The 12144-nt window shown below is 64.8% G+C and carries 10 protein-coding genes; 3 read left to right on the top strand and 7 right to left on the bottom strand.

Annotated features, from left to right (window positions below):
- Positions 1–12: 12 nt before the first annotated feature.
- The 3 genes from ACLP9N_RS09980 (at position 13) to ACLP9N_RS09990 (ending at position 5011) form a co-directional block, all read left to right on the top strand.
- The gene (locus ACLP9N_RS09980) at positions 13–1425 is read left to right on the top strand and encodes a hypothetical protein (RefSeq protein WP_442407251.1); all 1413 of its coding nucleotides are present in this window, start codon (positions 13–15) and stop codon (positions 1423–1425) included.
- Between the two features lie 702 nt (positions 1426–2127).
- Positions 2128–3900 (top strand): PE family protein, encoded by a 1773-nt coding sequence (locus ACLP9N_RS09985; RefSeq protein ID WP_442407252.1) that lies wholly within the window; start codon positions 2128–2130, stop codon positions 3898–3900.
- A gap of 109 nt (positions 3901–4009) precedes the next feature.
- Entirely contained in the window at positions 4010–5011 is a 1002-nt protein-coding gene (locus ACLP9N_RS09990) for a PE-PPE domain-containing protein (protein ID WP_442407253.1), read from the top strand.
- A gap of 2 nt (positions 5012–5013) precedes the next feature.
- Here the strand turns inward: ACLP9N_RS09990 and ACLP9N_RS09995 are convergent, their stop codons facing one another.
- From ACLP9N_RS09995 to ACLP9N_RS10025, 7 genes are all read right to left on the bottom strand, one after another.
- On the bottom strand, positions 5014–5982 hold the full coding sequence (locus tag ACLP9N_RS09995; protein WP_442407254.1) for an NADPH:quinone oxidoreductase family protein: 969 nt from the start codon (positions 5980–5982) through the stop codon (positions 5014–5016).
- Positions 5983–5987: 5 nt separating this feature from the next.
- A complete protein-coding gene (locus tag ACLP9N_RS10000; RefSeq protein ID WP_442407255.1) occupies positions 5988–6848 on the bottom strand; it encodes an SDR family oxidoreductase in 861 nt (286 codons plus the stop codon).
- A gap of 56 nt (positions 6849–6904) precedes the next feature.
- On the bottom strand, positions 6905–8350 hold the full coding sequence (locus tag ACLP9N_RS10005; protein WP_442407256.1) for an aldehyde dehydrogenase family protein: 1446 nt from the start codon (positions 8348–8350) through the stop codon (positions 6905–6907).
- A gap of 130 nt (positions 8351–8480) precedes the next feature.
- A complete protein-coding gene (locus ACLP9N_RS10010) occupies positions 8481–9413 on the bottom strand; it encodes an SAM-dependent methyltransferase (protein WP_442407257.1) in 933 nt (310 codons plus the stop codon).
- Positions 9413–10348 carry a class I SAM-dependent methyltransferase gene (locus ACLP9N_RS10015; protein ID WP_442407260.1) on the bottom strand — a complete coding sequence of 312 codons (936 nt, stop codon included), beginning with the start codon at positions 10346–10348 and terminating at the stop codon, positions 9413–9415. The genes ACLP9N_RS10010 and ACLP9N_RS10015 overlap by 1 nt, the downstream gene beginning before the upstream one ends.
- A 5-nt stretch (positions 10349–10353) precedes the next feature.
- Positions 10354–11310, bottom strand: coding sequence for a class I SAM-dependent methyltransferase (locus ACLP9N_RS10020; protein WP_442407258.1), 957 nt, complete (start codon positions 11308–11310; stop codon positions 10354–10356).
- An 85-nt stretch (positions 11311–11395) separates the two neighbouring features.
- The gene (locus tag ACLP9N_RS10025) at positions 11396–12034 is read right to left on the bottom strand and encodes a TetR/AcrR family transcriptional regulator (protein ID WP_442407261.1); all 639 of its coding nucleotides are present in this window, start codon (positions 12032–12034) and stop codon (positions 11396–11398) included.
- Positions 12035–12144: the final 110 nt, after the last annotated feature.

Raw genomic sequence — 12144 nt, forward strand, 5'->3', positions numbered from 1 at the left:
GGAGGCTGAATAGTGCCAGGGCGGATACGTCGGGCGCGCGAATCCTTGAGACGCCGCGCATCCAACAGTGATGCGCGGCCGGATAATCGGCTCGCGTTGGCGGACGAAGCCTTGTTGGCGGAGCATCACGCCGCCGACATGACGGTAGTCATTCAGGTCACGTGGGTTTATGAGCGCGCTATCGACTTCGATGGGCTGAGGCGTTTTCAGCACAATCTCGGTCACGGGTTGTTGGGACGGCGCATCGAGCGTCCGGCGCTGCCGTTCGCCCGGCATCGGTGGGTCTTAGATCGGGGGCCGTCGGACATCGATATTGCTGAGTGCGCCCGTCCGCGCGCTGAACTCAGCGACTGGGTCGATGAACGCTCACAACTGCCTATCGATGTTGAATGGGGGCCCGGCTGGCATCTCGGCGTCCTTCCCTTTACGGACGGCTCGACCGCGGTCAGCCTGGTGCTTTCCCACAACCTGATCGACGGCCTTGGGCTCGCCCTCGTGATAGTTGAAGCGGCCCTGGGCAAGACGCGCGATCTTGGCTACCCACCGCCGCGTTCACGCACTCGCCTGCGCGCAGTGGTTCAGGATGCCCGACAAACAGCGCAGGACGTACCTGAGGTTGCCCGGGCGCTTGTCACAGCAGCAAAACTGGCCCGAAAACAGGCCGGTCGCCAGCGTGATAATGCCCGATCACCGGCATCGCGACCAGTCGCCATCCGTGGAGGCGACGGTGATGACGTTGTCGTCGTGCCGGCTCTCACGATCTTCATCGACCTGGATGATTGGGATGCCCGGGCGGAGGCTCTTGGCGGAGCGAGTCACACGCTGGCCGCAGGGTTCGCTGCGAAACTCGGGGAGCGCATTGGGCGCGGACGCGCTGGTGACGGCGCCGTCAGTTTGCAACTCCCCGTCAGCGACCGCACCGAGGACGATACGCGTGCGATGGCACTGTCGTATGCGCGCGTCAGCATCGACCCGACGCGGGTAACGACGGATCTGCGTGACATCCGCGCCGCCATCAAGCAGACGCTGGGGACTCTGCGGGAGACGCCAGATGAGTCGTCGCAGCTCCTGTGGCTGCCCTCGTTCACGCCGAAGCGGGCGTTGAAACGAATGGTCGATAGGATGCCCGCCGACCCCGATCTCCCGGTGTTTTGTTCTTATCTCGGCGACCTCAGCTCGATGATCTCCCGCCCCGATGGCACCGAGGCCGCGACGGCCAACGCACGCGGGACTGGGCAACACGAAACGCGACAGTGGCTTGACCGAACAGGCGGCCGAATGATCGTGCTGTCTGGGCGCCTCAGCGGCAAGATCTTCATCAGCGTCGGCGCCTACCAACCGGGCGCAAAGAACACAAAGGCCGCGTTGCGGGAGCTGGCTGCGCGCACGCTGGCTGAGTTCGACTTGACTGGCGAGATCGACTAACGAATCGTCCCCGTGCGGCCTCAATGCGCGACAACGCCCGCGACCGTCCGGCCCTAGGTCGCGCAACGCCGCGCACACCGTGTTCGACCGCCCTAGGCCGCACCGTATGTTTACGCACGCGGTATGCGTTGCGATCCGAAATCCCTCGCCGTTTACCAGCGCCGCAGCAGCCGGCGAAGCGGTCAGTCCTATTCGCAAAGAATTTGCAAGACGGGTTGGGCGCCAGACGGTTCCCCGGGCGGGATCTCCCTAGGCCGCAAACGGCGACCTCGTTGGGATCATCAATGCAATCGGCGATCCGATCGCTGCCGACACCGCACTACTCGCGCTTGCAGGCGGTTTCGAAGGCATAGTCGTCATCGATGCGGCCCGATCGATCGTTCGCCGATTTCAGCAAACTCTAAAGTGTGGGCGGGGTCCAAACCACCGCGTCTGCAACGGTTCTCCGATGCTCCCCGCACGCCAAGCCCCACCGCCAGAGCCAGCAACATATGGCGTTGCACGGTGCTCCCGACCGGGTTGTCACAGCCACCGAAGATTGCCGGGACGGGCGTAAAAACAAAGGGTAAATCGCGGACATACTAACGAAGTCGGCCTAAGGTACTCAGTGCCGGCACCGCGATGGCCGAGTTCGCTGGGTCATCGGTTTCACAGCGTCGTCGGTACCACAGGCGGATACCTCTGTCGTGAAGGGAACAGCCGATGACAAGCTTGCTCACGGAACCGCAATTGGTGGAGACGGCGGCCAGGAACGTAGCGGAAATCAGGTCGGCGATCAGCGAGGCCAGAGCGGCCGCCGCAGGCCCGACAACCGGTGTGACGGCTGCGGCCGCCGATGAGGTCTCAGCGGCCACCGCAAAGCTGTTTGGCGGCTACGCCCAGGAGTATCAGGCGGTCCTCAATCAGGCAGGCGTGTTCCATGAGGAGTTCGCTGCGACGTTGGCCTCCGTCGGGAACGCCTACGAAGCGGCCGAGGCCGCCAACGCCAGCGCGATCTCCAGCGCGCTGGGACACTTGTTCAGCGGACCTGTCGGCCCAATCCTCGGCTCACCGACTCCGACACCGCAGCCGACATTGCAGGGAACGACCATTGGTTTGATCATGGGCGGCAGCGGCCTGCCGATCCCCCCTCCGTCCTACGTCACTGCCGTTCTCAACTACGTCAACCACAACTTCAATGTGCTGCCCTCTAACGCAAACCCCCTGTTCACGCCCGAAGGCTACTACCCCCTCATTCTCAAGAGCTTGCCCCTCAACACATCGATAAGCCAGGGCCTGCAGATCCTCGACAGCGCGATCAAAAGCACGCTAGCCAACAACCCCACGGGCAGCGTTGCCGTTCTCGGCTACTCGCAGAGCGCCGACATCTCCTCGCTGGAAATGTTGAACCTCGCGAACCCCTTGCTCAACCCGAACCCGCCCACCGCAAATCAACTCGGCTTCACCCTGCTGGGTGATCAGATGAATCCCAACGGCGGCTTTTTCGCGCGCTACCCGGGCTTCGGAGGTCAGCCGCTAACGTTCCCGAGTCTGGGGTTGACGTTATACGGCGCGACGCCCTCGAACACCATCTACCCGACCAACATCTACACGCTGGAATACGACGGATGGGCCGACTTCCCGCAATACCCGATCAACTTCGTTTCCGATCTGAACGCGTTTCTGGGCATCGCCTTTGTGCACGGCACCTACCCGAGCCTGAATCCGTCGGCGCTTCCCCCTGGCTACAACATTCAGACATTGCCGACGTCTCCGGGCTACACCGGCGTAACCAACTACTACATGATCACCACGCCGAACGGTCTGCCGCTGTTGGATCCGCTGCGGTTGATACCGGGCATCGGCAACCCACTAGCCGACCTGCTGCAACCGGATCTGACGACGATCGTGAATCTCGGCTACGGGAACCCGAACTATGGCTGGAGCCAAGGACCGGCGGACGTGCAGACGTATTTCGGGCTATTCCCCCACTACAGCCAGGCCCTGATCGCTCAGGACCTGATCCACGGAGCCCACCAGGGGACCACCGCCTTCGTGAGCGACATCCATGCAGAAACCGCGACGTCGCTGTCCAACGTTTCCCACTCGCTGGCGTCGATATCAGCAACAGGCGGAGGGAGCGTGTCGCTGCCGGCGCTGACATCGGCGGTGGCGGCGAGCTTGTCGCCCGACAGCATCATCGGGGATATCCAGGGGGCAGTCACCAACTTCGCCAACGGGATCTCGACTACCGCGGCGAATCTTTACGGAGCTCTGCTTCCGACGGCAGACATCGTGAATGCCCTGGTTACCACAATCCCGGCCTATGACGTCAACCTGTTCCTGAGCGGGATCCAGCAAGCGATCGACGGGAACGTTCTTGGTGGATTGCAATATGCACTCGTCGCTCCGATTGCTGCCGACACGGGATTGCTCACACTCGCAGGTGGTATCGAGCTTGAAGTGCTGTTAAACGCATTCGGAATTAGCCTTTAGCTCACTAGCGCCGGCTCCGCGGTGGCCCGGTAAAAACACGTGGTCGTGAAGGAATAGCCGATGACGAGCTTGCTCACGCAGCCGCAATTGATCGCAGCGGCCGCGACGGATGCGTCTGGGCTTCACGTTCGGCACCGCGACGCCCGACAATTCCTTCCCGACGCACATTTACACGATCGAGTACGACGGCTTCGCCGACTTCCCGCAATACCCGATTGAAGTCTTCTCCGATCTCAACGCCTTTATCGGCATCCTCACCTTGCACGGCCAATATCCGTTCCTCACACGCACTGAGCTCGCGAACGCTGTCCAATTGACGAATACGGTCGGCCCTACCCAGACCGAGTACTTCATTGTTCCGACCTCGGATCTGCTGTCTCCAGGCCTGCAGGGTCTGCCGCTTTTGGATCCGGTGCGTGCGATACCGGTCATCGGCAAACCAATCGCAGACCTGCTGCAACCCGACCTGACAGTCCTCGTCGACCTGGGCTACGGCAGCACCATCCAGGGCTGGTCACCCGACCCGCCGAATGTTGCCACGCCGTTCGGCGTGCTCCCGCGGGTTCCCGCACACGAGGTTGTCAGCGCTCTGGTCACCGGGACCCACCAAGGGGTTGCCGCTTTCCAGGCCGACCTCAGGGGACTTATCACGTCGCCGCCGAGCCTTTCCCTGTCCCACGTGGAGTCGACGATCGGATCGGTGTCCAGCCACCTGTCAACGGGTGTGGCGGGGCTGACGTCGGCCCTGTCCTCTCCCGACAGCTTTATCGAGGCCCTGGAGGCGGCGAACACCCGCTTCGCTAATACGGTCTCGGCTGTGGCGTCGGACGCCTACGCCACCCTGCTTCCGACAGCCGACATCGTGAATGCGCTGTTGACCTCTGTCCCGGCCTATGACTTCGACCTGTTTTTGAACGGGATACAGCAAGCGATCAACGGTGACCCAGTCGGGGGGCTGGTCTATGCATTCGGCGCGCCAGTTGCTGTCGACACGGCATTGCTGACGCTCTTCGGCGGCTTCGAACTCCGAGTCCTCGAGCACGCGGCCCAACAGATCATTGACGACATCAAGGGTGTGACACCGGCGCCGCCCGGGACGGTGTCTCTCTAGATCTACGGCTCGAGAACGAGCTTGCCGAGCACACCGCCGTCGGCCAGGCACTGCAACGCGGCCTGGGCTTCCGACAACGGATAGCGTTGTGGCGGAGGTGGTTTCAGCCCTAAAAAAACCAGTTGGCTCAGCCCCCAGGAGAATAGGGCCGCCGAGCCGGGGACCTTGTTGAGGTACTCGCCCCACGCGACACCCACCACGCTGATGTTGCGCAGCAGCAGCCGGTTGACCTTGACGGTGGGGATGCCGCCTGCGGCGAAGCCGATCACCAGCAGCTTGCCGTCGATGGCCAGCACGCGGATCGCGTCGTCGAAAGTGGAGCCACCGATGGGATCGACGACGATGTCCACGCCCTGACCATGGGTGTGCTCACGTACCCGTTCGTCCCAGCCTTCGGTCAAGGGCAGCACCAGGTCGGCGCCGAGCGAGGAGACGTAGTCGAGGGCGCCTTCGCGGTGCACGACGGCGATCACCTGGCTGGCACCCATCGCTTTGGCGATCTGGACGGCTGCCGTGCCCACCCCGCCGGCAGCCCCCAGTACCAGCACGGTGTCGCCCGGCCGCATCGCGGCGCGGCGCGCCAGCGCGAAGTACATGGTGTTGTAGTTCACCAACAACGACACCGCTTCGGCGTCATCGAGTTCATCGGGGCTGCGGATGACGTTGGCCGCCGGTGCGGCCACCTGCTCTGCGTAGCCGCCCAGAATCCCGAACGCCGAAACCCGTTCGCCGACTTTGAAACCCGAGTCCTCCGGTGCCGAACGCACGACGCCGGCGGCCTCCATCCCGGGGACGAACGGGGGCGGCAGCTTCAGTTGGTACTCGCCCTTGGTGAGCAGCAGATCCGGAAAACACACGCCGGCCGCGCGCACGTCGATGACGACGTTGCCACCATCGCTGGAGACGTCGTTGATATCGGTGTAGACCATGCCGTCTGGGCCCGACAGCTCTTGTACGACACAGGCTTTCATCGACGCTACAGCTTGAAGTTGGCTTGCTTAGCTCCAGAGAGGTCGGTGATCTTGTCCCACTGCGAGGCGACGTCATCCACTGACGGCGGCGTGTCGAAGTTGGCGCCTTCGTTCTGGAACAACGCGACCCGCTGCACCTTGCCGCCACCGACGACGAAAACCGAACCGTTGTTGGGGTTTTCCTCGGTGCACAGGTAGGCCACCACGGGCGCGACGTACTCGGGAGTGAGCTTCTTGAACACCTCGGGCGGCAGGATGTCTTCGGTCATCCTGGTGGCCGCGATCGGGGCGACCGCGTTGGCATGGATGTTGTACTTGGCACCCTCGAGCGCCAGCGTGTTGATCAGTCCGACCAGACCGAGCTTGGCAGCGCCGTAGTTGGTCTGGCCGAAGTTGCCAAACAGCCCGCTGGTGGAGGTGGCGACGACCACCCGCCCGTAGCTCTGCTCGCGGAAATGCGGCCAAGCCGCGCGCAGCACGTTGTACCCGCCGTAGAGGTGCACCTTGAGCACCGCATCCCAGTTCTCCGACGTCATCTTGTGGAAGGTGCCGTCGCGCAGGATTCCGGCGTTGCTCACCACGCCGTGCACGGCGCCGAACTCGTCGAGGGCGGTCTTGACGATGCCGGCCGCGCCTTCCTCGGTGGCGACGCTGTCGTAATTGGCGGCTGCGCGGCCGCCCGCGTCGCGGATCTCGGCGACGACCTGGTCGGCCATCGCCGATCCGGCGCCGGTGCCGTCGCGGGCTCCACCGAGGTCGTTGACGACGACGCTGGCGCCTTCCCGGGCGAGGGTCAGGGCGTACTCACGCCCCAATCCCCCACCGGCTCCGGTGACGACGACGACACGATCCTGCACTCCTGGCATCAGGTTCCTTTCTGCGACTGGGAAGTTGGCAAACCAAGATTCGGGGCGAACAACAATCAGAACATCCGGCGAGCCAGCTTGAACGCGCGCTCGGTGTAGGGCGGGTAGATGACGCTCGAGAAGTCGGGCCGGGTCGGCTTGGTCAGCACCGACTTGCGATGGCTGAACTCGTCGAATCCCCATTTGCCGTGATACGCACCCATGCCCGAGGCGCCGACGCCGCCGAACGGCAGCTTGGCCGTCGACACCTGGAAGGCGAGGTGGTTGACCAGCATGCCGCCGGCCGGCACCTCCTTGATGAACCGCTCGCGGGTGTCACGTGACTTGGTGAACAGGTACGCCGACAGCGGCTTGGGCCGAGCGTTGATGAAACCGATTGCGTCATCGAGAGATTTGACGGTGAGCACCGGCAGGATCGGCCCGAAGATCTCGTTTTTCATCAACGACCCGTCGGGGTCGGGGTCGACGACCACGGTCGGCTGGATACGCAGGTTCGACGCGTCGCACTTGCCGCCCACGGCGACTGTGCTTTTTCCGCCGCTCTGAGCGTCGGCTTCCGCCTCGGAGATGTATCCGCTCAACCGGTCGAACTGACGCTGGTTGACGATGCGCAGTCCGGCCTGGTCGTCCTCGGACCGGAACTTGGTGAGGGCGGCGCCGATCTTGCTGACCAGCTCGTCACGGATGGTGGCGTCGGCCAGCACGTAGTCGGGGGCGACGCAGGTCTGGCCGCCATTGAGGATCTTCATCCAGGCGATCCGCTTGGCCGCGACGTCAATGTCGCCGTCGGCCGCCACGACCACCGGGCTCTTGCCGCCGAGCTCGAGGGTGACCGGAGTCAGGTGCGGGGCGGCACCCTCGTAGACCTTGCGGCCGATCTCGGTGCCGCCGGTGAACATGACACGGTCTAGGCCTTGGGCGATAAGCTCCTGGCTCACCGCGCCGTCGCCCTCGACCACCGCGATCGCGTCGCGGTCGAGGTAACGGGGAACCAGCTCGGCCATTAACCGTGACGACGCCGCGGCGATTTCCGAGGGCTTCAGGATCACGGCGTTTCCAGCGGCGATCGCCCCGACCGCCGGGCCCAGCGTCAGGTAGAACGGGTAGTTCCAGGCGCCGATGATCAGCACCGTGCCATAGGGCTCGTACTCCACCCAGCCACGACCGGGCAGCTGCGGCAACTCCAGCAGCAGGTATTTGCGGCGCATCCATTTGCGCACCTTCTTGGCCGCGTACTTCGCCTCGCCGACCGTCGTCGCGACGTCGGCGATGAAGGCTTCGACCGGGTTGCGGTCCAGGTCCTCGGCGAGCGCCTTGGTGATCGCGTCCTCGTTTTCCTCCATCAGCTTCTGCAGCTGCAGCAACTGCTGCTTGCGCCACTCGACACTGCGGGTCCGCCCGCTGGCAAAGGTCTTGCGCAGCCGGGCCACCGTTTCGGCGACGCCGGTTGAGGCCTCGTGCTCGGGTTCTTGCGTCTTCGGTGCAACCGATTCGGTCGTCATCGCTGTCTTCCCTTCTCGGATATCCCCGAAAGTGCCCGCGCTACGTCGCGGCCGCTCATAGGTGATAACCGCGATCCTAACCATCTGGTCGGGAGAGCAGTAGGGAAGGATCCGCTCGTCGGCGCTGGGGTCAGGGCTTGGTGGCCGTGACGAAGCTGTTCACAAACGGCCGCGCATCCGACTGCGGCGGCCGGCCCAACCGCGTCGCTTCGTCGCGAGCACTCACCGACGCGGTGGTCCAGCCCCGCGCGTCGAACCAATCCGCCGGCTCGGAGCGGCCCCCGTGATCGAACCAGAGGTCGAACGGGTTGAACGAGGTGTCTTCCCCGCGCGCTTCGCGTTTGGCCCGCAGCTCGGCCCACTTCTCTTCGGCCTCTTTGCGTTTCTCTTCGTCGGCACCGAAGATTTCAACGGCCGCCCGGCTGCCGGGCCCGCTCAGCTGGTCGATCGAGTCGAACATGGCTTCCTGCGCGGCGGCCGGCAGAAACGGCAACAGCCCTTCGGCCAGCCACGCCGTCGGCCGGGCAGGGTCGAAACCGGCATCGCGCAACGCCTGCGGCCAATCGTGACGCAGGTCGACGGGCACCGCTCGCCGGTCCACCGTCGGCTCGGCCCCGTGCCGGGCCAGCGTCTCGGCCTTGTACTCCAGCACCCTGGGTAGGTCGATCTCGTACACAACGGTGTCGTCCGGCCACGCCAGCCGGTAGGCACGCGAATCCAGACCCGCCGCCAGGATCACCACCTGCCGAATACCGGCGCCGGCGGCTTGAGTGGCCTCGGTGAAGTACGCGTCGAAGAAGTGGGTGCGCACCGCCTGGTAGTTGATCATCTGCTGGGCGCCGACCGCGAAGTCCACCTCATCCTCGCGGTCTCCGGCCCACCAGGCCGCCACCTGCTCCCGCACCCCTTCGAGCTCAGGTGTCGACACCAGTGGCTCGGCGAACTGATCCCGGATGAGCGGGTCGGCGCTGGCGGTTTCGCGGGCGCGGGCCAGTGCGACCATCACCGCGGTCGCCCCGACGCTGGTTACGATGTCCCAGGAGTCGTCCGCGGTGCGCGGCATTACAGGCGCTCCGCGACCACGAAGTCGGAGAAGGCATCCTTGTCGTCGGCCAGCGGGACATTCTCGATCCAGCGGCCCAGCCGCTGCATCTCGTCGGTCGAGCGCTGCGCGGTGGCGCGCCAGCCGTGGTTGTTGAGCCAGTCGGTGACGTCGGCGCGGTGCTCGTCGCGGTACATCAGCTCCCCGACGTCGACGTTCTGCTGCTCCAGCCCGAGCTCTTCGGATACCTTCTTGAACCGCTCGCGCATCTGCTGGCGCCTTTCGTCGGCGTGCGCGGGTGCGGTTTCGGCCGAGACGCGGCTCCCCGGCGAACTCAACTCGCCGATCTGGGTGAACAACTTGTCTTGCGCTTCGGCCGGCAGGTACATCAACAGCCCCTCGGCCAGCCACGCGGTCCGCGCCGTCGGGTCGAACCCCGCGGCACGCAACGCGGCCGGCCAGTCCTGCCTCAGGTCGATGGCCACCTCGCGGCGGTCGGCCGAAGGAGTCACGCCGTTTTCGGCCAACGTCGTGGACTTGTACGCCAGCACCTGGGGCTGGTCGATCTCGTACACCGTGGTGCCGGCCGGCCAGTCCAGTCGGTAGGCACGCGAATCCAGCCCGGACGCCAGAATCACCACCTGCCGGATTCCGGTGGCGACGGCATCGAGGAAATAGGTGTCGAAGAAGTTCGTCCGCACCGCCTGATAGCCGCGCATGTGATGCAGGTGGGCCGCGGATTCGGCGTCGATCGCCTCCACCTTCTCCGCAATCGTCGGGTCGAGCATGGCCTCCCACATCACGCCGGCCCCCGCGCTGGTGACCAGCAGCTTGGCGTAGGGGTCGCGAATCAGCGGATCGGGCTGCTCGGTTTCGACGGCCCGGGCCGCGGCGACCATCACGGCCGTCGTTCCGACGCTGGTCTTGATGTCCCAGGTGTCGTCGTGGGTGCGCAGTGAACTCATCGCGTCGCTCCTTGAATCGATCCGAGATGCGCTCGCAGCAGCGTGCTGCGGACGGCCTCGTCGGCCAGGTCTTCGGGTACCGGGCGGCCCAGTCGGGCCATCTCGTCGCGGTTGTTCACGCTGTGCACCTGCCAGCCGTGCTCGGCCAGCCAACCAATGGCGTCCGAACGGTCGGGCTCGTGGTAGGTGAGCGCTTCGACATTGACATCCAGACCTAGCCGCTCCCGCATCCGCTTCCAGCGGTTCGTGTTGCTGCTGGAATTCATGCCGAACACCTCGACGGCAACTCGACTGCCCGGCGCGCTGAGCGCGGTGAACTCCTCGAAGAGCCGATCGGCAGCGTCGCTCGGCAGGTAGGGCAGCAGGCCCTCGGCGAGCCATGCGGTGGGTTGAGTGCGGTCGAATCCGGCGGCCACCAGCGCCGCCGGCCAGTCGTCGCGCAGATCCACCGGGACCGGGCGTCGCCCGGCCGCGGGAACCGCGCCATGCGCGCCGAGGATTCCAGTCTTGTACTCGAGCACCTTGGGCTGGTCGATTTCATAGACCGTGCTGCCCGCCGGCCAATTCAGCCGGTAGGCCCTCGAGTCCAGCCCCGCGGCGAGGACGACCACCTGCCGAATGCCGTCGTCGACGGCGCTGCGCAAGTAGTCGTCGAAGAAGTGGGTGCGCACCGCCTGGTAGTCGATACCAAGCCGATGCACCCGTTTCCCGTGCTGATCGTCGTCGAGCCAGGCCAGCTCGGGGTCGGCCAGCCGGGCCCAGGGCTGCCCGGCCGAGGACACCAAGATGCCGGCGAAGTCGTCGCGAATCAGCGGATTGACCCCAGCCGTTTCGACGGCGCGACCGGCGGCGACTCCCAATGCGGTGGCGCCGACGAGTTCGGTGATGGCCCAGCTGTCGCCGGCGGTTCGTAACGACGGAGGCAACGAAGACGGGTCGTCGAGATCAGTCATGTCCCGACCATGGTACCCGAATAAGTTAGGCAGCCTATGCGCTTTGTGCGCCACATCACCGCGCGCGGATCGGGTCCGGTGCCGGTTAGCTCCTGGACTGCCAGATAGTGCCGGTCATCAGCTGCCCCAACGACGCGATGATTGTTTCCATCTCTTGGTAGCTCCCGACAAAACCGGCGTAGAACCCCAGACCGCACAACACGACCAACAACGCTTCGGCCAACGACGAGACATCGATATCGGCGGAGATTTCGCCTTGTTCGATCGCGTCGGTGGCGGCCCAAATCAGAAATTCCCGAGTGATCTGCACGGCATCGTTCTCAGTTGGGATCAATTCCGGATGCCGCTGCGACTCCAGCGCGGCGGTGGCCAGAAACGCTGCCGTGGAAGGATTTTGGGCATCCGCCTCCATCGCGACGCAGATGAACGCCGCCATCCGCCCCGTCAGGGTCGTCTCGCGGCGGGCCCGCTCGATGCCGGCCGCGACGACGAGTTCGTTGGTCCGGTCCACCACCTCACGGTACAGCACCTGCTTGTTGGAGAAGTAGTGGTTGATCGCCGGTCGGGTCAGCCGGGCGCGGACGGCGATCGCCTCGAAAGTCGCGCCGTCGTAACCACGTTCGCTAAACACTCGACGGGCGGCGCGCACAATGCTTTTCCGCGTCTCGTCTGCTTTCGCCGCCGGGGGACGACCCGGACCGCGCCTTACCGTAAGCGGCGCCAAGTCCGCCCGTTTGAGCAGTTCTTCGGCCGAAAGGTCCGGTTCGTCGTGCGTGTACTGCTGCGCTGTGCGAGCGACGAACTGCTCAACGTAGGGCGCTAACTGCGCCGGAA

Source organism: Mycobacterium sp. (assembly GCF_052144515.1).
GTDB lineage: Bacteria > Actinomycetota > Actinomycetes > Mycobacteriales > Mycobacteriaceae > Mycobacterium.

Excerpts from the sequence above, each read along its gene's own strand:
- ACLP9N_RS09985 (WP_442407252.1), top strand. The coding sequence starts at position 2,128 with ATGACAAGCTTGCTCACGGAACCGCAATTGGTGGAGACGGCGGCCAGG.
- ACLP9N_RS09990 (WP_442407253.1), top strand. The coding sequence starts at position 4,010 with ATGCGTCTGGGCTTCACGTTCGGCACCGCGACGCCCGACAATTCCTTC.
- ACLP9N_RS09995 (WP_442407254.1), bottom strand. The coding sequence starts at position 5,982 with ATGAAAGCCTGTGTCGTACAAGAGCTGTCGGGCCCAGACGGCATGGTC.
- ACLP9N_RS10000 (WP_442407255.1), bottom strand. The coding sequence starts at position 6,848 with ATGCCAGGAGTGCAGGATCGTGTCGTCGTCGTCACCGGAGCCGGTGGG.
- ACLP9N_RS10005 (WP_442407256.1), bottom strand. The coding sequence starts at position 8,350 with ATGACGACCGAATCGGTTGCACCGAAGACGCAAGAACCCGAGCACGAG.
- ACLP9N_RS10010 (WP_442407257.1), bottom strand. The coding sequence starts at position 9,413 with ATGCCGCGCACCGCGGACGACTCCTGGGACATCGTAACCAGCGTCGGG.
- ACLP9N_RS10020 (WP_442407258.1), bottom strand. The coding sequence starts at position 11,310 with ATGACTGATCTCGACGACCCGTCTTCGTTGCCTCCGTCGTTACGAACC.